The sequence below is a fragment of the Candidatus Poseidoniia archaeon genome, assembly GCA_030748895.1.
Taxonomy (GTDB): domain Archaea; phylum Thermoplasmatota; class Poseidoniia; order MGIII; family CG-Epi1; genus UBA8886.
In genome coordinates, this window is record JASMLC010000003.1 from 121,640 (window position 1) to 144,632 (window position 22,993).

The window sequence follows — 22,993 nt, forward strand, 5'->3', positions numbered from 1 at the left end:
CAGCTCCCATTCTTACTCGTCTATCCTGCGGTCAGGGTGACCACTTGAGATGTTGCGTCATACTGCACGACTATATAAGAAGTGCTAGAGTACACTTTCCCATCTATAGCCGTGGCGGGCGCAAGCGGAAAATCCGCTGTGTATCGACCCCCCACAGGAGCCTTGCTGACCACTTTCAGGCCGGTCTCGGTACCGATTATCGTGTAGAGCACGCCGTGCTCCTCGGTGGCGGCGGGAATACTCAGAGTGGCGTCAATTCCGGGATAGGCACGGACCATCGCGAGCAGCTCCTCAACCAGTTGCTGCAGTCGCACGCCCACCTGTTCCACCTCTTCCTGTGCCGTGAAGGTATGGTTGCCCTTCAGTACGTCGGCGACCGCCACGGTCACCGACGACAGCAGCAGTACTGCCAGCAACGAGGTGTAGATGAACCCTATTTCCTGCGCGCCTGACTCAGCGCAATCCAAACGATACATGCACCGTCCTCTCCATCAGGCGTAGGTCCAGCGAGGTCACCTGCGTCAGGTATACCTCGTCATGCTGTAGGTCACGGCTGAATCCCCACAGGGACTGGAAGAAGCCGTAGGTTGCATACTGCGCGTCGCCTTTCACGACGATTCGCAAGCTGTAAGCCGCAATGCTCCCGGAATCGCTGCCGCCCTGGTTGCGCAGCGAGAAGTCAAAGTTGGAGGGGCCAGTCATACTGCGCATCTGCGAGCCACTGTTGTTGTAGGTAACGAGGTAAAGTGACAGCGCATCCACGTTTCCGCTGCCGCGCACCAGCGGGCGGTCCTCGAAGTAGTATCCGCCACCCGGCTCATGCGACAGTACCCCGCCGTTGAACAATCGCATCTGGAACTGCCCTGCCGTCGAGCGGTACTTGTAGGAGAGGACATCCTGCATGTAGTAGCGGAACTCGCCGATGGCGGTACCGTTGGCGGCAGCAGCGGTACCGGTCACGCCCGCCACGATGGGGGGCAGCGGTCCCAGCCGGTTGCCGTCGGTGTCACCGCTCCAGACAGTCCCGTTGGGGTAGGTGATGGTGACCGTCAGCGTCGCCACGGTTTCGGTCAGGTCCTCGACGCGCAGGATTGTGGCGCCCGCTTCCACGTTGCGCGCCGAAAGCTGCGCCCAGGAGACGGTGCTCCAGCAGAGCAGCAGGTCTTCCTGCGCCTTCTTCAGCGTGAAACTGCCCGAGCCGAGCGAGACGGTCGAGGTGCGCGAGGCGCCCTCACCCTGTAGCAGCACCTGGTCCATGTCAGCGTCCAGATTGAGCAGGTTGGAGCGCGTCGTCGCATACTGCGCCCACGCCTCATTGTTCTGGATTTGCGGGATGCCCCACGCCAGCATGGTACCTACGATGGTGACCATCATTACCATAATCAGGATGGTGCCGATAATCTGGCTTACACCATCCTCGTCGCGAGGCAGGAGCTGGCGCTTCACGCCTTCGCCACGCGGTGGGGGACTAAAAAGCGTGCGTGCCGAACAGCGCTATAAAAGTCGCTACTGCGCCTCGAGCCAGCGCTCGGCGTCTATCGCCGCCATGCAACCCATTCCGGCCGCGGTTATTGCCTGCCGGTAGCGTGTGTCGACGACGTCGCCCGCCGCGAATACGCCCTCCACGGAAGTCATGGAGTGCTGCTTCCAGAGCAGGTAGCCCGAATCATCTGTCTCCAGCTGCCCGCCGAGGAAGCTGGTAATCGGCTTATGGCCGATGGCGATGAACGCCCCGCCGCAGGCGAGGTCCTCCTCGCTGTCGTCAGCGGTCGAGCGCAGTCGCGCGCCGCGGAAGTCACCCTCCTCGCCGAGCCAGCCGGTGACCGTGCGGTTCAGCTTCCAGGCGATGCGCGGATTGTCGCGGGCGCGCTGCCCCATAATTTGCGACGCGCGCAGCCCCTCGCGGCGGTGGACAATCGTCACTTTCGGGCAGAAACGGGTCAGAAAGGTCGCCTCCTCCATCGCTGAGTCGCCGCCGCCGACAACCATGACTTCCTTGTCGCGAAAGAAGGCGCCGTCGCAGGTGGCGCAGGTCGAAATCCCGCGCCCCTTGTGCACTTCCTCGTTCTCGACGTCGAGCCAGATGGCCTCGGCGCCAGTCGCAATGACGAGCGCCTCCATCTCCCACGATTTGTCGCCGCTGGTGACCCCGAACGGCCGTCGCGAGAGGTCGACAGAGTCAACGTTGCGGTCAAGGATGCGGGTGCCGAAGCGCTCCGCCTGCGCACGCAGCTGCACCATCATCTCGGGACCCTGGATTCCCTCGGGGTAGCCGGGGTAATTCTCGACCTCATTGGTGAGCATTAGCTGCCCGCCGCTAGCGTAGCCGGCGAAAAGCAACGGCTCGAGCATCGCCCGCGATGCGTATAGTCCGGCAGTATAGCCGGCCGGTCCCGACCCGATAATAATCAGCTTCTCGGCCATTGCAGCGCCAGTCGGGCCGGCGGGTTAAGGGTTCACCCGAAATGGCGCGCGCTGACGATGAAACCGGTATGCCCCAGCATGCGGTGCTGCGGCCGTAGCGCTTGTGGTTTTGGCTCCCAGTCGCGCTGCAAATTTTCCACGACGCGTAGCTCGCCCCACCCTTCGAGTGCCGCCAGCAGTTGCGCCACCTGTCCAGTGCTCGGGAGGTACGCCACCAGCCGCCCGCCAGCAACGAGCGCCGTGGCGGCCCAGCCGACCAGTTCCCACGGCTGCGGCAGGTCCAGCGCAACCGCGTCGCACTCGCGGGTCGCGGTGCCGGGCTCCAGCACTTCCGGGATTACCTCGACCAGCGCTGCGTGCGGGCTGCCGGCGAGGTTGCGCTCGAGCACCTTCCGGTGCGCCGGGCGCGGCTCGAAACTCACAACATTCCCGTCGGAGGCGACCGCGCGCGCCAGCGCCAGCGTCAGCCCGCCCGAGCCGCCACCGGCCTCGACGACCGCGTCGCCCGGCTCAAGGGCCAGCGCCCACGTTATCCACGCGAGGTCGCGCGGCAGGATTACCTGCGGACCGCGCGCCAGGTTCGCCTCGAGGTCGGGCAGCGTCGGCTCGAACAGCCGCGCCGGGGTGCCGACCAGGTCAAACTCCTCCCCGATGGGCGCATCGCGCAGTACCGCAGACCGGAAGCTGCCCAGCCCGGGCAAGTCCTGCCTCTCGGCATCGAGGTTTACAAGGTGCGTTTTTCCCTGCGCCAGCAGCAGCCGCCACTTCGCCATGCGGGGTCAGCTGCCACGGTATTAGAGCCCTAGCTGCACGGCGACCTGCTCGTCGGCCGCAGCAAGGAATTGCTCTTCCGCGTCGAGGGAGACTGTCGCGCCCGCCGCGATGGCGTGGCCGCCGCCGATGCCGCCGCACTTGCCGGCGGACTGCGACATTACCTCGGCCAGATTGAGCCCGCGCTCAATGAGCTCCGGCGTCGCGCGCGAGGAGATTATCAGCTCGCCGTCGCGCGGCGAAAGGCCGATGGCGGGCAGCGAGCGGTCGAGGAAGTAGCCCAGCGCCAGCCCGCAAATCGTGCCCTTCAGCGCCGGCTCGCTGGTGCTGAAGTGCTGGATGGCGTTGCGCCGCTCGAACTTCGCCGTACCGAGCAGCGCGAGCAACTGCTCGCGCTGCTCCAGCTCATGCGCCCCCGCACGGCCACGCGCCGCCGCCGAGCCGAGCAGCAGCGCAATCCCGGTCGAGGTGTCATCCTGCCGGCCGCTGGCATCGACCAGCGACGCCAGTTCAGAGACGGTACAGCCCCACCCCGGCAACTGATAGCTGGGCGCGAAAAGCTGCTCGCACTGCTCGCTCCCGGCGCCCTGCTCGAGCAGCTTCAGCGTCAGCCAGTCCGCCAGCCGCGCCGCCTTCTCGCCCGCGAGGCTATCGGGCGCCGCGGCAGGGTCGAGGCCGATTTCGCGCAGCGCCTCTTCGGCCGCAGTGGGCTGCCCGGAGACGCCGACGAGGTACGGCTCGAGCGACCCCTCCAGCGCCTCGGCCAGGCTCGCACCGTGGAGCGGAAGTTGCTGCTTTTCTTTTAAATAATTATCTTCAGTAGCCATATTAGCGATTTCGAGGTTCCAACCCTTCCATCCACCAATCATCTGGCGGTCGCCGCAGGCTCCCGCCAGCGCGATGGGGGCGAGGTCACGGTTCGCCTCGTCCAGCGTTAGCGCCAGCGCGAAGGCGACACTCGCGGCGGACGCCTCGCGGTTGCCGTCAACCCCTGCCTTGTGGGCATTCAGCTCGAGGACGTTGCCAGGGACCTCGCCCTGCGGCAGGTGGTGGTCAACCACCAAAGCGGGCGCCTCAAGCTGCGCCAGCAGGTCCATGTAGCCCGATCCGAGGTCGGTGAAGAGCACTAGCGCGGGCGCCTCGCGGTTCAGCCGCTCGATGACGTCGGGCGCCAGCGAGAGGACATTGCTGAGGTGGAACCGCTTCCCGAGCCGCAGTAGCGCCTGCACCAGGATGGCTGACGAGGTGAGGCCGTCGCAGTCGTAATGGCCGATGATACGCACCGGCTGTCCGGTTTCCCGCAAGCGGTCGGCGAGTGGATGTGCCGCTTCCATCAACGGCTGCGGCATCGCCGCGGCGGGATTCACCCGACCAGCAGCTTGGCGTTGGCGAGCGTGTATTTCCAGTCGTCCGGCAACACGCTGTTGCGCTTGTAGTAGCGCACCAGCCGCAGTATCTTTGACTCCGTAAGCTGTAGCGCCCGCCGGTTGTGGACATCCTTGGTATTGGCCTCAAGGTGTTCGCCCAGCCGCACCGCCTTGCGCATCAGGTTCGCCAGGTCCTCAGGGATATCGGGTGCCAGGCCGGCGTCGCGCACCATGGCCGCGACCGCCTTGCCAGTCGCCAGCTTGACGCTGGGGGTGCCGTGTGAATCGCGTAGCCGCGTGCCGATTTCGGCCGTCGAAAGCCCCTCTTTCGAGAGCTTGCCTACCAGCTCCTCGACCTCTTTCGGTTCGGGAGCCCAGGCTGGGTGCTCGCTGCGGGGCAGCGCGCTGGAGCCGGAACGGCCTTTCCGTCGGGCATAGATTCGTGCCATAGCTGGAATGTGGGCGGCAGTTAGCCCTCTATTAAAAGACTCACACAGCGTAGCCGTAACTCCAGTAGAAAGCGAGCTCGTCGCCAGCGTAGATGCGATAGCAGAACCAGTCTAGCCAGCGGTAGTGGGTGCTGCTGACGATGGACTCGGGAATGCTGGCGCTGCCGGCTGCCTCGGGAAAGGCGAGGTTCACCAGCGAGAGACTGCGGTCAGCCGAGATGTTCTCGTTGAACTCGTTCCGGTTTTCCCACGTCCAGAGATGGTCGTGCTGCTCCGTGAAGAGCACGCGCCAGCCAAGGTATTCCAGCTCCATCGCGGCCGAGTCGATAACGCCCTGCGCCAGCGCATCGGCGTCGCGCGTTGCGACCATCTCCGAATAGGCGTCGACCCGTCGAGTGCGCTTAATGTCGTTGGCCTCGAATAGTTCGCCGTCGGCGTGCGCGCTGCCCCAGAATGCGGCGGCGATGGTCGGCTCGCGCACATGGTAGCTGTAGCCAGTCTCCGGCCGCTCCATGTGGTCGATGCGGTCGCGCAGGTCGACCGCGGCCGAGACTCCCGACAGCACGAATAGCGCCGCCACCAGCGCCGCCCGGCCATGACGGGATGGCAGTTCACGCAGCAGCATCTCGGCGCCCGGGCCGACCAGCAGCAGCATCCCGGCCAGTAGCAGATAGACAAGGTAGATGCGGTCGAGGGCGACGTAGGCGCCGAGCGCCAGCCACGCCAGCGCCAGCCAGATACCCAGCGCCGGGCGCCCCTGCTGAAGCGTGCCGCCAGCGCCGAGCAGCGCCAGCAGCAGCAGCGGCCCACCGAGCAAGCCATAATGCACCGCGAGGTTGGCGAACCGCACCGGCAGCGTTTCGCCCTCGAAAAGATAGACGCTGAAGAGGCCCTCCGACGGAGCGTAGAGCGTGCCGCCGAGGTAGGAGAGGTAGGCGAGGTAAATGCCAAGCCCGGCACAGAAGGCGACACCCTGCCGCGCGGCGCGCTCGCGGTCGAGCGCGCCCGCCTGCCAGCGACTGAGCGCCGCCGCGAGCGCGAACGCCAGCAGGAAGCCCGGCAGCAGCAGCCCCATGCGGTGGACCGCCGGCAGCGCCAGCCCCAGCGCCAGCGCCAGCGCGGCGAGCCGCTCCGGATGGCGGCCGTAGCGACGATGCTGGCTGCGTAGCAGCGCCCAGAGGAAGAGCGGCAGCAGCACTACCAGCAGGTAGCGCAGCGAAAGTCGCCAGAGTGCGAAGGTGATGAAGCGCGGCGCGACCGCGAACGAGAGCGCCGCCAGCCAGCGTGCCGACGGCGAGACGCCCAGTTCGCCCGCCAGCAGCCACATCCCGGCGACGCCGAGCAGCGATATGGCGAGCGAGAGCACCAGCGACGACCCTTCGAAACCGAGGCCCGTGGTTTCCTCGAAGGCGGCGGTCAGCGCCAGGTGGCCTCCCGGGGAGGTGCCGGGGTAGAGCCCGAAATACGCCGCGGGATGGAGCAGCCACTCCATTGCGCCGGCATCGCGCAGCGACGCAACCTGCACGAAATACTCGAAGCTGTCGCTGCCGGTCGGGCGAGGCGTCAGGGGCCAGCGTAGCAGCAGCGTCACCGCCATCAGGAGTGCGCCCGCAACCCGGGGGAGAGGCCGGCCCATGGCGGTGCAGCCAGCGCGTGCTAAAAGCGGCTGCTGCGCCACGCAGCCTTTCAGTCACCAGCGCTGCAACGCTTCTCAATATCATTATATAGGGTAAGCCGTCCTCACAGGCGACCTGACCGGAGGTTACGGTGGCTCTTCGAAAAAGACGTAATTTCGGACTGATTTTCGCATTGCTTTCAGCCGCACTCCTGACGGGCGGAAGCGCATTCGGGTATTCCGGAGGCGGTGACGCCGGCGGCGATGACTGGGCTGCTGACGTGATGCTCCATGGTTGCAACTGCCACAATCCCGACCAGAGCGGAACTGGCCTCTGGTCGCTCGAGAACTTCCCGGCGCGCTACGAACCGGGAGCGACTTACAACCTGACGCTCACGATTGCAGACAGCGGCGTCAGTGACGCTGCCGACCCGGCAGCGGCGGGCGGCTTCCTGATGCGCGTCACCAACGGCAGCTTCGAGGGCGGCACCGATTTCTGGGTGAACGACGATAGTCGCATGCTCTCGCACAACGCCGATTCGGATGACCAGCGCAACTGGACTGTGGCGTGGACTGCGCCCGAGGAGGGCAGCGGCGACGCAGTGCTGACCGTCTACTTCAACGTCGTCAACGGTGAGAACGGCAACGATCCCGGCGACGGCTGGACCCGGCTCGTAGCAGTCTCGCTCGGGACGCCGCAGGCGCTGGAGGACGAAGTGGGTATCCACGAACTGGGGGTCAGCCTGAAACAGTACTGGATTGGGCTTATCGGTATCGGCATCACGATGGTCTTCGTGCTGCTGGCGTACATCGTACTACGAGGGGGGAGCGCCAATTACCGGGGTTAACGAAATCCTCGAGCAGGTGGCTCGCGGCGAGCTGACGCAGGCGGACGCGCAGAAGCTGCTCGGCACCCGCGGTGACGAGCAGCTCGGCGCCATCCGGCACGAGACGCCGGCGCCGGAGCAGCTCTCGATTTTTGCAATTATCATGCTGCTGATGGTGGTGCAACTGCTCTACGACGCGCTCTTCATCTACGGACTGCTCGAGGGGTGGGACCAGACTTTCCTCTCGTTCATCATCGGAATGGCGATGCTGACGTTCGGGCTGATGCTCGACCTCTACCGCCGCAGCTTCCTGCCCGACGTACTTGAGACCAAGCGCCGCCGCGACAAGGTCGTGCCGCGGCTGGAGCGATAGATGGCGGTCACGCGACGCGACTTCCTGAAAGGCGCGCTGGCGCTTGCCGGCAGCGGCCTTGGCGGTGCGCTGGCAGTGCCGGGACTCAAGACGCTGCTGCCGCCACCGGTAACGCACTGCAACCCAGACGAGGTGCATGACACGCTGCTCTACAAGGAGCGGGAGCCGGGAACGTGGTACGAGCCGATGGCGGGCAACGTGGCGCGCAAGGAGGACTTCGCGCTGAACCAGTCGGCAATGGTAACCTGGGCGCCGAAGGAACTGGAAGCGGAGCTGGGGAGCTGCGAAGCCGTGCTGACGCTGGTGAAGGTCCCGACCGAGGATTCGATGGCCGAATGGGGTATCCCTGATGACAGTGGCAACACGATGATGATGGCGTACAACACCTACAAGTGCCCGCACCTCTGCTGCAAGCCTGTTTTCAAGGACGAGGGCATCGGCATCAGCGGAGATTCGTACGAGAATATGTTCCTCTGCCCGTGCCACCTGAGCCGCTTTGACCCGCTCTCGATTGTCGAGAACATCGATGAGAAAGGACGGCCGGTAATGGTCGCTGAACTGGTCGAGGGGCCGTCGCCATATGGGTTACCGATTGTGCCAATCATCGAACGTGACGGCGGACTGGTGGGGAGAACAGATAAGCTGGAATGGCTGAAATATTGTGGACAGGGATGAGAACTATAACAGCGGCTGCAACCGCCCTGGCGCTGCTCGCGCTGGCCGGGAGCGCCCGCGCCGAGACACCTCTGCTGGAGGAGTTCATGCGCGAGTACACCTTCCTGCTGATATTCCTCTCACTGGTCGGGGCGGTAGCCGGCTTCGTCTTCCTGTGGGCGACCGGGGCGCTGCCGCAGGTGCTGCTGCTGACCTGGGTCTGGCTCGATGAGCGGTTCGCATTACGGCGCTACGCCAGCCTGGCGCGGCGCGAATACTACTCGGTGGTCTTCACGCTGCTCCCGGCGAGCGGTCGCACCTTCCCGCAGTCGCACACCGAACGGTACAACGTCAAGGCGGTCTGGTACTGGTATCCCTTCTACTGCCTCGGCGGGCTCTCATTTCTGGCATTCATCATCCTGACGATTACCGGCATCTACCTCGGCTTTTACTATGTCCCTGACGGGGATTTTGTTGAGGACCCTGCGACCGGCGAGATGACTTCCGGCGCATATGAATCGATGGAGCTGATTATGACTGAGGTGAGTTTCGGCTACATCATGCGCGCGGTGCACCACTGGGCGGCGCACTTCATGGTCGCTGCGGTATTCCTGCACATGATGCGGGTCTACTTCGTGGGGGCGTACCGCAACCCGCGCGAGCTGAACTGGATACTCGGTTCAATCCTGCTGCTGGTGACCATTTTCTTCGGCTACACCGGCTACCTGCTGCCGTGGGACGAGCTGGGCTTCGCCGCCGGCTCAATCGGCCTCGAGATGGCGACCTCGATTCCGCAGATGGGGCCGCTGATAGCGCAAATCGTCTTCGGCGGGACACAGCTCACCGGCGCGACCGTGCTGCGGATGTACTGGCTGCACGTCTTCGTGCTGCCGGCGGTCGGCATCGCGCTGATGATACTGCACATGGCCATAGTCTGGATACAGGGGGAGGCGGAGCCGCACTAATGGACGATATCGAGACACTGATTAGTGAGTACCAGCAGGAACGGCAGGCCGATGATGCGGTGGAGCGCATCGGGCGCAAGACCGAGTTCACGGGTGAAACCCCGCGGCAGGCCCACTCGGCGCTTGAGGCGTCACACACCAAGGGCGAGCCGCTCTATCCACACGAATTGCTGCGCGACAGCGTGCTCACGCTCTATGTCACCTCGGCACTCTTTTTCCTGTCGGCTTTCGTCCCGCCGCCGCTGCACAAAGCGGCCGACCCGGCCGCCGCGACCGCTTTCCCGCCGCCGCTGCCTGACTGGTACCTACTCTGGGCGTTCGGCTGCCTGAAGGTGGCGTGGGATATCGAGTTCACGATTTTCGGCCACCACTTCTTCCTGATGACTGCCAAGGTGTGGGGAACGCTGGTGCAGGGGCTTATCGTGGGACTGGTCGTCGCGGTGCCATTCATCGACCGCGCTCTGGGATATCTCATCGACCCCGGGCCCAAAGAGGGAATTATGGACGTCCTGAACAGCGGCCACGCGCGACGACCCATCGAGGACCCCGTCCGCGCCGCAATCGGCGTCTGGGGCATTGCCTTCGTCGTGATGCTTTCCATCTACTCCATCAACGCCAACATCGCGCTCTACTACCCCGCCATCACGACATCCGTGCTGGCGCAGGTGACGCTGTGGGGGCCGCTCGCGTGCGGCGGGCTGACCTATCTCTGGCTCGACCGGCGCCGCGCCGAAGGGGCGCGGCCGCTCAGCGACGAGGAGCGCTTCGAGCTCTACCGCGACGGGATTGCCAGCCGCCGCATGCAGCGCATCTACGAGTTCAAGCTCAACCGCTGCTACCAGTGCGGCCTCTGCGACGACATCTGCCCGGTGCGCACCAACGAGGGCGAGGAGGAGCTGAACATTATCTTCAACACTTTCCAGAACGAGCACGACGGCGTCGCGAAATGGTCGTGCATCACCTGCGGGATGTGCACCGCCATCTGCCCGCAGAACATCGAATACGTGGATTACGTCCTCGAGCAGCGCGCAATAGCGCTGCAAGGAGCCGCAACATGAGTCGCACCGAACCCTACGCCCGCACCATCCCGCACCCGCTCTTCGAGCGCATGATAATCAACGACGCCGGTACGCCCGACGAGGCGCCGTGGCAGCCCGAGCGGCAGCACGAATACGGCTACTTCCCCGGTTGCGTCGACTTCATGGATGTCGAAGTCAAGTTTTCGCACCTCAACAAGGGCGACGCCGACCACGCCTCGATTGCCGCCGCGGCTATCAAGCTGATGAACGCCGCCGGTATCGACCCGCTGATTCTCGACATGAACTCGTTCAAGTGCTGCGGGCACGACCCGCTCTGGCAAGGCCAACTGGAGGTCTTCGACGAATTGAAGGCGCACAACCTGCGGCGCATGCAGGAGAGTGGCATCCGCACGCTGGTCGTCACCTGCGCTGAAGGCTACCGCACCTTCGCGGTCGACTACGACCTGCCCGGCCAAGGCATCCAGGTCGAGCACATCACGCAGACGTTGCGCGGGCGCGGGTTGAAGTTCAAGTCGCCCGAACCGGTGCGCGTCACCTTCCATGACCCGTGCCGCCTCGGCCGCATGATGGGCGAATACGACGCGCCGCGCGACCTTATCCAATTGGTGGACGGCGCCGAGATGGTCGAGCTGGAGAACAGCCGCGAGAAGGCGCTCTGCTGCGGCGTTTCGTCGATGATGTATTGCAATGACGCGACCAAGGCGGTGCGCAAGAAACGGCTCGATCAGGGCACCGACGCCGAAATCCAGGTGATGCTGGGCGGCTGTCCCAAGTGCTACATGCACATGCAGTGCATGCTCAACGAAGAGCGCATGGACCCCGGCGAGCACAACCACGCGTTCGAGATGCTGGACCTGATGCAGTTCCTCTCCGCCTGCCTCGTCGAGGAAGCCGCCTGATGGCTGGCATCGACCGACAATACCTTTCCGCCTGGAAGCAGGCCGCGACGCACGACGGCGACAGCGAGCCGGTGCAAATCTGGACGGAGGATGGCAGCTACGGCGGCCTCGACTCGGGCAAGCTGGGAATCTGGGGCACCGTCGTCGGCGTCGATTTCGACATGTGCATCGCCGACGGGGCGTGCATCGACGCCTGCCCGGTCGACGTCTACGAGTGGCTCGAGACGCCGGGCCACGCCGCGTCGGACAGGAAGGCATTCATGGTGCGCGAGCCGGACTGCATCGTCTGTCGTGCCTGTGAGGAAGCGTGCCCAGTTGATGCGGTACTCATCACTGCTCCGGGCGACGTCGAGGCTGCGATAGCGGGCGCGGACACCGCATCCGCCCCGGCCGTTGCGGAAGCGGCCGTCACTGAGAGCGAAGCCCCGGCCGAAGCCGCCGTAGCGGCCGAACCGACGAACGCGGCGCTGGCGTGGGAGCCGAAGTCCGACGGCTGGCTACAGCGCGTGAAGGCGTCGCTGGTGGACGCCGACCTGCCCGATACCGGACTGGCGAAGGCGAAGCCGCTCTTCAAGGAGCTGCGCAAGGAAAGGCTCGATTCACTTACGCGCGGCAAGGAGTTCATGGCGCTGGTGCACAACGAGAAGTGCATCGGCTGCACGCAGTGCGTCTACTTCTGCAACTTCGCATCTATTGACATGATTGGATGGGAGCTAGAGACTCGCACCGGCGCGTTCGAATCGAAAAAGGCACTGATTGTCGAGGATACCTGCACCGGCTGCACCCTCTGCGTCTTTGCCTGCCCCGTCGAAGCAATCACGATGGAAGCGCGGGCGTGAGCCCCGCTGCGTCAGATAACCTGAAGCTGCGCTACTCCATCATCGCTACGACCTGGCTACTAGTAGTATGGCTTGCGCTAATCGCAACGCGCTCAGGTGATCCCGGCTTTGGGCAGGTCTCGTTCATCTTGCTCGGCGCACTCATTACCTGGGTCGTGTTGCGCGCCTGGCCACCTCCAATGGTCGAGCCGCCCCCGGCCAAAATCGAAATCGAGACGCCGCTCGACGCCCCGGAGGGAGGCATCAGCGAGAACGGCTACCGGCGGCTGACCTGGGCGACGATGATACTCGCCACCGGCTGCGTCGCGGTCTTCCTGGAGTGGCTGATACAGGCGCGCTTCGCCGCCGCGCTGGGGATGCTGCTGCTCGGCAGCGTCATCGCGGTGCTGCCGCTCGTCATCCCGGTGCGCGAGACCGAGGCGACCATTCGGCGCCTTGCGAAGCGCAAGCGGCGCAAGGCGTGGCGCCGGCGCGAGCAATAGCCCTAATCACTCGGCCCGCTGGCGCGCCATGCAGGAGCTGCTGGAAAGGGCACTCGCCACGCTGGTCCCGTCTGACGCGGAGCAGGCTGCCGTCGCGACGCTCTGCGACTCGCTGCTGGCGCGCGCCCGCAAGGCGGCGCCGGACGGCGTCGAGCCGCGGCTGGTCGGCTCGGTCGCGAAGGGGACCTGGCTTCCCGGCGCCGACATCGACCTGTTTCTCTGCTTCCCCACCGGCGCGGACCTGAAGGTGGAAGGGCTGGCGCTGGCGCGCGCGGTGCTGCCCGACGGCGCGGAATTGTACGCGCAGCACCCCTACCTGCGCGGCTCCGTTGAGGGGCGGGAGGTCGACGCAGTGCCCTGCTTCGCCATCAGCGACCCGTCGCAGCTGGCGTCAGCGGTCGACCGCACGGTGTTCCACACCGCGTGGGTGCACAAGCATCTCAGCGACACGCAGCGCGACGACGTGCGGCTCGCGAAGCGCTTTCTGGCGGTCGCGGGCGCCTACGGGGCGGCGGCGGCTGTCGGTGGCTTTTCAGGTTATCTGGTCGAGGTGCTGGTGCATCGCGCCGGTGACTTCCCCGCCTTCGTGGAGGATGTCGCCGGCTGGCGGCCGCCGGTCGCGCTCGGCACAGTTCCCGGAGCGCCGGAAGCGGAAATCACGCTCCCCGACCCCGTCGACCCCGGCCGCAACGTCGCCGCCGGCGTGATGCGTGACGGGCTGGCGCGCGCGGTGCTGGCGGCACGGCGGTTCCTGGCGGTGCCGACTGCGGAGGCCTTCGTCCTCGAGAGTGGCGAGCGCAAACCACTCGGCTGCGTCACGACGGTTGTGCTGGCGCACCCCGGCGGGGTCGAGGAGACCGCGCTGCCGCACATCCAGCGGCAGGGGCGCAAGCTGGTGCGCGCGCTAGAGCCGTTCGGCGTGCTCGGCAGCCACTGCTCGCTCGGCGACGAGGGGTTCATCGTGCTGGAAACCGCGACGGTGGAGCTGCCCGAACGGCAGCTCCACCGCGGTCCAGCGGCGTGGGACGCGGGCGCGTTCGAGTTTCTCGAACGCTACCCCGGTGCGGTGCTGCGCGACGGCCGCTTCTGGGCGCTGAAACCGCCGCGCCATGCGGATATCGCCAGCGCGGTGCAATCGCTGCTGCCGGGGGCGCGCGTGGTGGAAGGGCTCGCCGACGGGGCGGAGCCGTTGCCGGCCGCCTGACGGGGGGCGCGAACCGACTTAACCGGCGTCCGCCTCCGCAACGCATGGGCGAAAAGGTCATAGTCATGCGCGAAGGGCATATCGGTCGCGTCACGGTCAACCGGCCCGACCAGCTCAACGCGATGAACGCGGCGGTGCGGGCGGCAATCGCCGCTGCCTTCGAGAAGTTCGGCGCCGACCCTGAAGTGCGCGCGATTATCCTCGCCGGCGCGGGCGAGAAATCGTTCATCGCCGGCGCTGACCTCGGCGAGTTTGCCGCCAGCGGCGAGCTCGACCCGGAGCGGATGCGCGACGAGTGGCGCATGACCGACGTCGCCGCCAATTGCCCGACGCCGATTATCGCGATGGTTGACGGCTTCTGCCTCGGCGGCGGGATGGAGCTGGCGATGGCGTGCGACCTGCGGGTGGCGAGCGACCGCTCGCGCTTCGGGCAGCCGGAAATCAACCTCGGCATCCTCCCCGGTGCGGGCGGCACCCAGCGGTTGCCGCGGCTCGCCGGCGAAGGACGCGCGCTGGAGCTGATGCTCACCGGCCGCATGATTCCGGCCGAGGAAGCGGAGCGCTACGGCATCGTCAATTTCACCTGGCCGGCGGAGGAACTCGAGGCGCGGACGGTCGAACTGGCGGAACAGATTGCGTCGAAACCGGCGTTCGCCGCCGAGCGAATCAAGCGCGCAACGCGCAGTGGGCTGCCACTAGCGGAGGGGCTGCGGAACGAGCAGGAGCTATTCACCGAGTGCTTCAACTCCCCCGACGGGAAAGAGGGCGTCGCCGCCTTCCTCGAGAAGCGCAAGCCGCGCTTCAACCGCTGACCGTGGCAAAACCGCACGGCCGCGAGTCGCTGGCAAAGCGCGCGGTGCGGGCGCGAACCGTGCTGGCGGGGTTGCGGCGCGAATACCCGCAGGCGGAGTGTGCGCTGCTCCACCGCGACCCGCTGCAGCTGCTGGTCGCCACTATCCTCTCCGCGCAATGCACCGACGAGCGGGTGAACCTGGTCACGCCGCCACTGTTCCGCAAGTATCCCGATGTGGCGGCGTTCGCCGCCGCCGACTTCACGGAGCTGGGCGAGGTCATCCACTCGACCGGCTTCTTCAACGCCAAGGCGCGGCATATCATCGGCGCCTGCAAGGGCATCATCGAGCGCCACGCCGGCGAAGTGCCGCGCACACTTGACGCGCTGGTGGCGCTGCCGGGCGTCGGGCGCAAGACCGCGTCGGTCGTGCTGGGCGTCGCGTGGGACGTAGCCGAGGGCGTCGTCGTGGACACGCACGTCCACAGACTGACGCGGCGGCTGGGTCTGTCGCGCGGCAACAGCCCGGAAGCGGTCGAGCGCGACCTGATGACGCTGCTGCCGCACAGGGAGTGGATTGAGTGGTCGGACCGGCTCATCTGGCACGGCCGGCGGGTCTGCGACGCACGCCGGCCGCGCTGCTCGGGCTGCTTCGCCGAGGGCATCTGCCCGCAGGTCGGCGTGACGCGCCGGGCACAGGTATAACTGCGCCACCCCGCTGCCGGCGGGATGGCTGACTGGGACGGACGTTTCCTCGGGCTGGCGGCGCACATCGCCGGCTGGAGCAAGGACCCCTCGACACAAGTGGGGTGCGTTATCGTCGGCCCCGACCGCGAGGTGCGCAGCACCGGTTTCAACGGGCTGCCGCGCGGCATCGCCGATACCCGCGAACGGCTGGATGACCGCGAGCTGAAATATCCGCTAATCTGCCACGCCGAGGAGAACGCCATCATGCACGCGGCGCGCATCGGCATCTCGCTCAAGGGGTGCACCGTCTACGTCACGTGGCCACCCTGCACCCGCTGCGCGCGGTCGCTGATACAGGCGGGCGTCAGCGAAGCAGTCTATCCCGCCAGCGCCGAAGTGCCCGAGCGCTGGGCCAATGACTTTGCGCTCGCCAGCGATATGCTGGCCGAGGCGGGCGTCACGTTGCGTGGCGCTTAATCCTTCCCGAGCAGTTCCTCGATGCGCTTCAGGTGCTCGACGCCGGTATCGTCCTGGATGTTCTGCGTAATCAGGTCGCGCACGCGTCCCGGGTCGGGGACGCCGTAGAGTGAGTCGCGCGGGTCAGCGGTCGCGCGGCGCGCTGAGCGGCGGCTGCCGCCAGCCAGCCCGGCGGCGAAGCCTTTCGCTTCGCCGCCCACTGCGGCAATCATGAGCGCCTCGTCCGTCCCGGTTCCCAGCCCGGAGCCGGTCACCGGCACGACGGTGCCGAAGCCGAAGATACGGCCAAACAGGCTCTGCGAGAGCTTGATGTCCTCGATATGGTTGTAGCGCACCTGCCGCTCGTTCTTGCTCAATCCGAGGAAATCCTGGTGCATCGCGATGCGGATGTCGGTCAGGTAGTAAGTGAAGCTGCGGCGATACTGGTTGACAATCACCATCCCGCCTCCGCCGACCAGCAGCGTCAGCAGCGGGATGAACCATGTGCCGAACTCCATCGTGTCGCCGTCGGCCTCGCCGATTTTCCAGAAGTGCAGCACCATCGCCCCGATGCCGAACAGTGCCAGCCCGCCGTAAAGCCGGAAAATGTCGCGGCCGCCGTTCTCGAGGAAGAGGTAGCGCGCCGCGAAGCCGATAGCCAGCAGCGCCAGCGACCAGATGATGGCCGCGGCGACGACTTCGTTGACGCCGGGGATGGCGTTGAGGAAGCCGTAGAACGGCACCTGGCTGAACCAGTCCTGGCTGAAGAAGCGGTGGATGACGAAGCCCCACACCAGCAACAGCAGGAAGACGAAATAGAGGTGCAGGAACGAGAGCGGGTGTGGCTGCACCTTGAGTTTCATCTCCTCGTTGCGCATCAGGGTGAAGCGGGCCATCATCCCGGATTGCTTCACGGAGCATATAAGATTAAATGTAGCCAAAAGCTGGGTTGCGCCCCATGAAGAACTGCGGCACCTGCGGAGCCCCCGTTGCCGATGCGATCGAGAAGTGCTTCAAGTGCGGTTCGCCCATCAAGGCCGCGAAAGACGGCCCGAAGCTGATGCGCAAGTTCACGAAGGGGAAGACCGTGAAGCGCGTCAGCGGCAAGCCGCTCCGCAAGCGACCCCGCAAGGCGGTCCGCAAGCGCAAGGCGACCGCCGAGGAGCAGCAGCTGAAGAAGTTGGCCGGCGGCGACGAAGGGGCAGTCGCTGCACGCATCCTGCGGGAGCTAATCGACGAGGGGGCCATCGGCAAGGCGAAGGCCGCCTCGGCTGAGAAACTGGTTGGCAAACTGGGCGGCTCGCTACCGCCGTCGCGACCGAAGCCGGCGCCCGAGCCGGAACCGGCCGCGAAGCCCGAGCCAGAGCCCGCGTCGGAAGCGGCCGACCCGAAACTGGCGCGGCTGAAGGAGCTAGGCGCGCTGCGCGACTCGGGCGTCCTGACCGAGGCGGAGTTCGCGACGCTCAAGCAGCAGATAATTTCGGGGGAGTAGCGACCGCCCAGATGCCTGCCAGCACCGCCGCGCCGCCCAGCAGTTCGGGCCAGCCGGGCTGCTCCCCAAAGATGGCGAGCGCCAGCAGCCCGGAGCCGACCGGCTCCGCCAGCAGCGTCACGGTCACGACGAACGCCGGCAGGTAACCGAGCGCCCAGTTCTGCAGCGTATGCCCGAGGAGCGTCGGCACCAGCGCCATCAGCCCGAAGAGCAGGTATTCGCGCTGCGGCAATCCCTGCCACGCATCCCCGGCGGCGAAGACCGCGCTCCAGAGCGCCAGTGCACTGAAGGTGTAGACCACGAGTGCGTAGTCGGCCAGCCCGACCGTCTGCCGCAGCGAGCGGCCGCCAAGGTAGTAGGCACCGGCGAGTAGCCCCGAGGCCAGCGCCAGCGCGTTGCCGTGCAGCGTCCCGGGGTCCTGCAGCAGGTCGCCGCCGAGCAACAGCAGCATCCCGGCCAGCGCCAGCGCCATTCCGCGCTGCGCCTGCCGCGAGAGCGTCTCGCCGAGGAGGACTGCCCCGACAGCAGCGACGAAAACGGGATGGCAGGTCGCCAGTAGTACCGCCGCGGCGACCGAAGTCGCCTTCACCGCGGCGAAGAAAAAGCCGAAGTGCGCGCCGAGCAACAGGCCGATAATGGCCATGCTCGCCAGCTCGCGGCGCGTCAGCCGGCGCAGCCCGGCAGCGCGATTCCAGAGCAGCGGCGGCAGGAACAACAGCGTCGCGAACGCCTGCCGGTGGGCGGCGGCGACCAGCGGGCTGCTCTCGCTCCAGCGGATGAAGATGGCCGAGAGCGAAATCGCGACCATCGCGACCCCCAGCGCGAGATGCGGCAGCCGCTCCTTCATGCCATCTCCATTTTAAATATTGGTCGTCGAGAATTTTTTGTTACCGCCATCAGCCGTGCCGGCCGTACCAGGTGCCGTCGTGCCGACGCGGGCGGGTCATACCAGCCCGGCTCCAGCGCGGCCGCGAGCGGTTCCGGCGCCGGTGCCGGTACCCGGGTACCGCAAGGGCGGCAGCGGTAGCCCGCGCCGCGGCCGGCCGAGTGGGTGCGCGCGCCGCACTCGGGGCAGGCGGGGTTGGGCGGCTTGTGCTGCCGGGGCGCGAGCGCGACGACGCGCAGCTTCTCCAGCTTCAGCACCCCCGCCTCGACGCTGCCGCACACCTCAAGTTCGTCGCCCGGAGCAAGCCGGTCAACGACCTGCCGGAAATCGCCCGACGGCTCGAAGGCGGCGCACTCCAGTTCGCCGCCTTCGTGCGCGAAGCCGAAGAATCGGTGGCCGCCGCGGCGCGACTGCGGCGGCCCGCTGACGGTGCCGCTGAGCCGCACGCTCGCCTCGCCTCCGGCCGGCAGCGTGTCGCCGTAGTGGTCGTCAGTGGCCTGATTGGTCTGCCACAGCAACCAGCGCTCGGGCTGCTCGAGGCCGAGCGTGACGCAGCCAGCGGTGAGCGGTGCGGGCTCGAGCCCGCGCAAGCCCCAGAGAACGGGGCAGGGCGAGTGCGGCACCATCGCCGGGCTCCCGTCGGGGTCGCGGCAGCCGAACGCCCCTTCGACCGCGGCGACGGCGGCGACCGATTCCGCCGAGATTTCTCGCGGCGAACCCCAGCGGCTGCGCTCGCGGTAGCCGAGCAGCTCCCAGCTACAACTGGCGCCGCTGCGGGGCGACCACGCCAGCGCGCAGGCGGCGCCCGCGAGCCCGCGGCCGCCGTTAAGCCCGGCGTGCGCCGTGCCTTCGAGCGCCTCGCGCAGCTCGTCTTCGCGCACGATGGAGCGCACGCCCTGCCAGTACATCTTCTCCGATGGCCGCGCTGCGGTGACGATGACCCCCGGCTGCGCCGAGCGCCGCGCCTCGGTGCGCACGACGGCGAGCACGCGCTCGAGCAGCGCCTCGGCGTCCAGCGCGGCCGGTGCCGCGTCGGCGTGCGCGATTAGCGTCCCGCCGGGAAGCTCGCCGATTCGTGTCGGCTCCCCCGCGCCGCGGCCGAACGCGAGCGCGACGGCGCCGTTGCCGCGCGTCTTCCACGGGACGTTGGGGTTGAGCCGCACCAGTCGCGGTGGCCCAATCAGGTCGTAGTCGGGCAGCAATTCCTCGATAACCCGCAAGGCGACCCACGTAGTGCAGCCGCCGTTGAGCGAGTCGGTGTCGTCGATGCCGACGTGGAGCATCAGTCGCGCGCCAGTCCCTGCCGCGCCTCGTCCAGGAACGGCGCGACGTCGACGCCCGCGTCGGCCGCCAGCAACAGCGCCTCGGTCGCGGGGCGAATGCCGTAATGCGCTTTCTGCCCCCGATTCACCTTGCGGATGACCTCGCGCTGCGATTCGCCGGTCGCCTCCGCGACCGCGGCGACGACGCGATGGAACAGGTCGGGCGCCGCTTGGGTGGGCGGTGTTGCAGCGGCGGGCTCCGGCTCTTCGGCAGCGGCCTCGGGTGCCTCCGCCTCGGCCGGCGCGTCGCCCTCCGCGACGAGCCGCAGCTGTTCGCCCGCCTCCGCCAGCAGCCCGCTCGCGAGCGCCGCCTCGATAGCGTCGGCGGCAGCGGTGGGCGACATCAGGTGCAGCGAGAACGCCAGCTCCTGCACCAGCTCTTCGCGGCGCAGCTTTTCGGCGCCGCGGGAGCGGAAGGCGGCGGCGACCAGCTCGAGCTTAGCCAAGGCGGAACACCTCGCCGGCCCAGTTCGGCGGATGGCCGTCGGCGAGCATCGCGACGTCGAGCCGCACGCTGCCGGCGAGCCCGGCCGGGATGAAGGGGAAGCTGCCGTCGAGGCTGTTGACCATCACGCGCGGGACTTTGCGGCGCACTATCTGGCGCAGCAGCTCGACGATGTCACCGCGGAAATCGGCGTGCGCGGCGACCGGCTCTTCGGCCCAGTCAAGGCTCACCATCTCCAGCTCGGCGTAAGACAGGGCTTCGTCCAGCTCGCCCCAGCCGCGCAGCGACCGCAGCGGCACGATGACGCTGCCGCGGTCGGCCATGATGGCGTCGATGACGTCCTCGCCCCACGCCATCCCGGAGTCGACCAGCGTCTCGCGCTTCGGGTTCAGCGGCATCGCGCCCGGTGCGGGGCGGTTCTTCAGGATGCCGCGCATATCCCACACCAGCAGCGGCTCCTCGCCGTCGAACTCGAGCGGGCCGTCGGCGCGGCCGGTCGCCAGCCGTTCGCCGTCCCACGCGACGCTGGCACGCCGGCCGCCGAGGTAAGCAATCGCGTCTGCCACGGCGCGGCAGCGCTCCGCCGCTTTAGAGGCTCGCGCCAGCGTGCCGCCGTGCGGGGCGGCCTCGCCGGCGGCCTCAGCAAACCAGCATACTACAGGTCGAGAATCACCCGCAGCCGCGCCGGCGGCCCCGGCGCGACCAGCAGGTCGTGGTACGAAATCGCCTTCACCTCGACGCCGTAGCCGTCGCGCTCCGCGTCCCAGATGGCGCCGTGCAGCGTCGTCGCCAGCCGCCCCGACGCGAGCGTAACCTCGGCCGCGCCCGGCAGGAAGCCGTCGCCGTCGAACTCAACCAGCAGCCGCGACAGGAAGCGCACCAGCAGCTGCTCGCGCGATTTTGCCTCGACCGTGAAAGCGCGCTGCCGCTCCGCAGGCGGCAGCGCGCTACCGGTTATGACTTCGACCAGCGCCAGCGCCGCCTCGCCGAAGGCCGCGTCGAGCGACTCCGCCTCTATGGCGAGGCCGATGTCAGCAGTGTGTTCGAAGGTGCGGCGCATACTCTCCCGGCTCGAGTGCTGGAAAAACATGGTAGCGGGGGATGGATTTGAACCATCGATCTCCGGGTTATGAGCCCGACGGGATTTCCTAGCTACCCCACCCCGCTACGCTGCTTCCCCGATGGGGAGCCGGTCCACTCCTGCGGGATTAAAAGGGTTGGCGGCCGCGCTCCCGTCGGTGGGCGATGCGTCACGGGCGGTGCGCTGCGGCGGCTGCAAGGTTAATATCCGGCACGCCGGCATCGCGGGGTGATGCGGACGCGCATGGCATGGCTGGCACTGCTGCTCCTGCTCCTGCTCCCGGCTACGCCGGTTGCCGGCGAGGGGCTGATGCCCGAGGTGTGGCTCGAGGCGGATTTCGAAACCGACCGCAAGCTGGTGGTCGAAGTGCGGGTTGCGACCGGTGGTGGCCTGGCGGGGGACCGCATGCCGGGCGGCGCCGACGAACTGGCGCGGCCCGCTTTCGGTGAGCCGGCGCTGGATCGCATAGCGCGCGCGCTCGCGAATGACTCGAGCGGCTTCTCGGCGCAATTGCTGGCGGGGCAACTGCTCTTCGGCCACCTCGCGTGGGAGACGCTCGAAGGGAGCGAACTCTACTCGAACGAGGTGGCGCTCAACTCGGTCGAGCTCTACCCCAACGGCTTCCGCGTCGTGCTGGCGGTGATGCTCGACCCGGCGCTGCCGCTCGAGCTGAGGCCGCTCTACTGCCTCTACGACAACCCGCGGCTGGTGGGCGGCGAGGAGCCGGCTTTCAGCGGCTACGAGGTGACGCTCTCCGCGCACGGCAGCACCACCTTCAGCGCTAACTCCGTCCAGTTCAACCACCTGCGCTGGCTGCAACCGGGCGCGACACTGGCGATGCCGAGCTTCGGAGTCACCTTCAGCAGCCGCGAACTCTACCTCGACCCGGCTGAACTGCTGGGGGTCGGCGAGCGTTACGACGCGGAAACCGCGGTCATCGTCGTCGTCCCGGCCGGGCAGCACAGCAACCCCTACCTGATGCTGGGCACCTACGCACTGCTCTTCGGCTTTAGCTGGCTGCTGCTGCGACGCAACCGCGAATACCGTCTCCACTTCGGCATCTACCGCTGGCTGGCGGTCGCGGCGCTCTTCCCGCTCGCGTTCATCCCGCTCTCGGGGCCGCTATTCATGGTCGCCGCGCTGCTGAGCGCACTGTGGGACACGGCGCGCGTGGCGCAGGCAGGCCAGGACCGCAAGGGGAAACGGGCGCAAGCCCCGGTGCTGGAGAAAATCGAGGCGCCGGAGGAAATCATCGACGGCGCCGACCGGCAACTGACCAGCGAAGTGCTCCCCGACGAGCGCGAGCTGCTCGACGAACTGCTGGAGGAGACGACCCCGGACGCGCTCGGCGAGCTCGCCCCCGGCGAGGGGAAGCTGCTCGAGGGCGAGTTCGAGGAGGCACCGGTGCTCGCCAACCGCCAGTCCGAGGCGAGCGAGCTGCAGCCGCTCCCGACCGCCAGCTGCCCCGGCTGCAACGCGGCGGTCGAGGAAAGCTGGAAAGCGTGCCCCAGCTGCGGCGCGTCGCTCGAAAGCGACGAGACGGCGAGCGCCTCGCTCATGGCAGAGGCGCTCGCCGCGGGCAGCGCCACCGACGCTGGAGCGCAGGGCGGCGCGGACGCCGGCAGCGGCGGCGCGGCCCTCGAGGCGCAGCCGGTCTCGATGGACGACCTGCTCACAAGCCTGGAGAGCGAAGGCGGGCTACCGGAGGGCGACGAGGAAGAGCCGGAGGCGGATGCCGAGGGCGAGGATGACGGCGCCGTGATGGACGAACTGAAGAAGAAGCTGGGGGAGCTGGATGGATAGCATGATTTTGAGATTAATGGAATGCCCTGAATGTAAGCGTAGGATGAGATTACTTTTTGCGCACCCGACTGAGCCTGAACGAGAGAATGAATTACTAGTCTGGCAGTGTCGGAGTTGCGACC

At 67.0% G+C, this 22,993-nt stretch carries 27 protein-coding genes and 1 tRNA gene; 14 read left to right on the forward strand and 14 right to left on the reverse strand.

The genetic code is table 11. The annotated features are described in order from the left end of the window. Positions 1-20: 20 nt before the first annotated feature. The 7 genes from QGG57_02160 to QGG57_02190 are packed head-to-tail and all read right to left on the reverse strand — an operon-like array spanning position 21 to position 6,647. On the reverse strand, positions 21-467 hold the full coding sequence (locus QGG57_02160) for a hypothetical protein (GenBank protein MDP7006982.1): 447 nt from the start codon (positions 465-467) through the stop codon (positions 21-23). Next, positions 454-1,446 (reverse strand): hypothetical protein, encoded by a 993-nt coding sequence (locus QGG57_02165; protein MDP7006983.1) that lies wholly within the window; start codon positions 1,444-1,446, stop codon positions 454-456. The genes QGG57_02160 and QGG57_02165 overlap by 14 nt, the downstream gene beginning before the upstream one ends. Positions 1,447-1,506: 60 nt before the next feature. Continuing rightward, complete coding sequence (gene trxB, locus QGG57_02170) at positions 1,507-2,424, reverse strand: thioredoxin-disulfide reductase (protein MDP7006984.1); 918 nt, start codon at positions 2,422-2,424, stop codon at positions 1,507-1,509. A 32-nt stretch (positions 2,425-2,456) separates the two neighbouring features. Then, a complete protein-coding gene (locus QGG57_02175; GenBank protein MDP7006985.1) occupies positions 2,457-3,197 on the reverse strand; it encodes a hypothetical protein in 741 nt (246 codons plus the stop codon). Between the two features lie 21 nt (positions 3,198-3,218). Further along, positions 3,219-4,562, reverse strand: a complete 1,344-nt coding sequence (locus QGG57_02180) for a DHH family phosphoesterase (protein ID MDP7006986.1) — start codon at positions 4,560-4,562, stop codon at positions 3,219-3,221. After that, complete coding sequence (locus QGG57_02185) at positions 4,559-5,011, reverse strand: 30S ribosomal protein S15 (protein MDP7006987.1); 453 nt, start codon at positions 5,009-5,011, stop codon at positions 4,559-4,561. The genes QGG57_02180 and QGG57_02185 overlap by 4 nt, the downstream gene beginning before the upstream one ends. A gap of 40 nt (positions 5,012-5,051) precedes the next feature. Then, on the reverse strand, positions 5,052-6,647 hold the full coding sequence (locus QGG57_02190) for a hypothetical protein (GenBank protein MDP7006988.1): 1,596 nt from the start codon (positions 6,645-6,647) through the stop codon (positions 5,052-5,054). A gap of 131 nt (positions 6,648-6,778) precedes the next feature. Here QGG57_02190 and QGG57_02195 point away from each other — a divergent pair, with 131 nt between their 5' ends. The 12 genes from QGG57_02195 to QGG57_02250 are packed head-to-tail and all read left to right on the forward strand — an operon-like array spanning position 6,779 to position 15,863. Next, a complete protein-coding gene (locus QGG57_02195; protein MDP7006989.1) occupies positions 6,779-7,474 on the forward strand; it encodes a hypothetical protein in 696 nt (231 codons plus the stop codon). A gap of 16 nt (positions 7,475-7,490) precedes the next feature. Further along, on the forward strand, positions 7,491-7,826 hold the full coding sequence (locus tag QGG57_02200; protein MDP7006990.1) for a hypothetical protein: 336 nt from the start codon (positions 7,491-7,493) through the stop codon (positions 7,824-7,826). Continuing rightward, complete coding sequence (locus QGG57_02205) at positions 7,827-8,501, forward strand: twin-arginine translocation signal domain-containing protein (GenBank protein MDP7006991.1); 675 nt, start codon at positions 7,827-7,829, stop codon at positions 8,499-8,501. Further along, positions 8,498-9,445 carry a cytochrome b N-terminal domain-containing protein gene (locus QGG57_02210; protein ID MDP7006992.1) on the forward strand — a complete coding sequence of 316 codons (948 nt, stop codon included), beginning with the start codon at positions 8,498-8,500 and terminating at the stop codon, positions 9,443-9,445. The genes QGG57_02205 and QGG57_02210 overlap by 4 nt, the downstream gene beginning before the upstream one ends. Beyond that, complete coding sequence (locus tag QGG57_02215; protein ID MDP7006993.1) at positions 9,445-10,503, forward strand: 4Fe-4S dicluster domain-containing protein; 1,059 nt, start codon at positions 9,445-9,447, stop codon at positions 10,501-10,503. Before QGG57_02210 ends, QGG57_02215 begins: the two co-directional genes overlap by 1 nt. After that, positions 10,500-11,384, forward strand: a complete 885-nt coding sequence (locus tag QGG57_02220) for a (Fe-S)-binding protein (protein ID MDP7006994.1) — start codon at positions 10,500-10,502, stop codon at positions 11,382-11,384. The genes QGG57_02215 and QGG57_02220 overlap by 4 nt, the downstream gene beginning before the upstream one ends. Next, a complete protein-coding gene (locus tag QGG57_02225) occupies positions 11,384-12,223 on the forward strand; it encodes a 4Fe-4S binding protein (GenBank protein ID MDP7006995.1) in 840 nt (279 codons plus the stop codon). The genes QGG57_02220 and QGG57_02225 overlap by 1 nt, the downstream gene beginning before the upstream one ends. Beyond that, positions 12,220-12,705 carry a hypothetical protein gene (locus QGG57_02230; GenBank protein MDP7006996.1) on the forward strand — a complete coding sequence of 162 codons (486 nt, stop codon included), beginning with the start codon at positions 12,220-12,222 and terminating at the stop codon, positions 12,703-12,705. Before QGG57_02225 ends, QGG57_02230 begins: the two co-directional genes overlap by 4 nt. A gap of 28 nt (positions 12,706-12,733) precedes the next feature. After that, the gene (locus QGG57_02235; protein ID MDP7006997.1) at positions 12,734-13,909 is read left to right on the forward strand and encodes a nucleotidyltransferase domain-containing protein; all 1,176 of its coding nucleotides are present in this window, start codon (positions 12,734-12,736) and stop codon (positions 13,907-13,909) included. A gap of 44 nt (positions 13,910-13,953) precedes the next feature. Further along, positions 13,954-14,721, forward strand: a complete 768-nt coding sequence (locus tag QGG57_02240) for an enoyl-CoA hydratase/isomerase family protein (GenBank protein ID MDP7006998.1) — start codon at positions 13,954-13,956, stop codon at positions 14,719-14,721. Positions 14,722-14,723: 2 nt separating this feature from the next. Continuing rightward, positions 14,724-15,404: an endonuclease III gene (gene nth / locus QGG57_02245; GenBank protein MDP7006999.1), complete on the forward strand. Its 681-nt coding sequence runs from the start codon at positions 14,724-14,726 to the stop codon at positions 15,402-15,404. 24 nt (positions 15,405-15,428) lie between these two features. After that, positions 15,429-15,863, forward strand: coding sequence for a dCMP deaminase family protein (locus tag QGG57_02250; GenBank protein ID MDP7007000.1), 435 nt, complete (start codon positions 15,429-15,431; stop codon positions 15,861-15,863). Here the strand turns inward: QGG57_02250 and QGG57_02255 are convergent. After that, on the reverse strand, positions 15,860-16,738 hold the full coding sequence (locus QGG57_02255; protein MDP7007001.1) for a PH domain-containing protein: 879 nt from the start codon (positions 16,736-16,738) through the stop codon (positions 15,860-15,862). The two genes, QGG57_02250 and QGG57_02255, sit on opposite strands and share 4 nt — an antisense overlap. 62 nt (positions 16,739-16,800) lie before the next feature. Here QGG57_02255 and QGG57_02260 point away from each other — a divergent pair, with 62 nt between their 5' ends. Beyond that, a complete protein-coding gene (locus tag QGG57_02260; protein MDP7007002.1) occupies positions 16,801-17,334 on the forward strand; it encodes an SHOCT domain-containing protein in 534 nt (177 codons plus the stop codon). On the opposite strand, the gene QGG57_02265 is transcribed toward QGG57_02260, so the two are convergent. From QGG57_02265 to QGG57_02290, 6 genes are all read right to left on the reverse strand, one after another. Beyond that, positions 17,306-18,181, reverse strand: coding sequence for a DMT family transporter (locus QGG57_02265; protein MDP7007003.1), 876 nt, complete (start codon positions 18,179-18,181; stop codon positions 17,306-17,308). The genes QGG57_02260 and QGG57_02265 overlap by 29 nt on opposite strands. After that, the gene (locus tag QGG57_02270) at positions 18,178-19,503 is read right to left on the reverse strand and encodes a DUF1743 domain-containing protein (GenBank protein ID MDP7007004.1); all 1,326 of its coding nucleotides are present in this window, start codon (positions 19,501-19,503) and stop codon (positions 18,178-18,180) included. The genes QGG57_02265 and QGG57_02270 overlap by 4 nt, the downstream gene beginning before the upstream one ends. After that, the gene (locus QGG57_02275) at positions 19,503-19,988 is read right to left on the reverse strand and encodes a DUF2240 family protein (protein ID MDP7007005.1); all 486 of its coding nucleotides are present in this window, start codon (positions 19,986-19,988) and stop codon (positions 19,503-19,505) included. The genes QGG57_02270 and QGG57_02275 overlap by 1 nt, the downstream gene beginning before the upstream one ends. After that, positions 19,981-20,553 carry a hypothetical protein gene (locus QGG57_02280; GenBank protein ID MDP7007006.1) on the reverse strand — a complete coding sequence of 191 codons (573 nt, stop codon included), beginning with the start codon at positions 20,551-20,553 and terminating at the stop codon, positions 19,981-19,983. The genes QGG57_02275 and QGG57_02280 overlap by 8 nt, the downstream gene beginning before the upstream one ends. An 89-nt stretch (positions 20,554-20,642) precedes the next feature. Then, entirely contained in the window at positions 20,643-21,047 is a 405-nt protein-coding gene (locus QGG57_02285) for an archease (protein MDP7007007.1), read from the reverse strand. 29 nt (positions 21,048-21,076) lie between these two features. Next, a tRNA-Met gene (locus QGG57_02290) sits at positions 21,077-21,154 on the reverse strand. Between the two features lie 145 nt (positions 21,155-21,299). Here QGG57_02290 and QGG57_02295 point away from each other — a divergent pair. Then, entirely contained in the window at positions 21,300-22,871 is a 1,572-nt protein-coding gene (locus QGG57_02295; protein MDP7007008.1) for a zinc ribbon domain-containing protein, read from the forward strand. Positions 22,872-22,993: the final 122 nt, after the last annotated feature.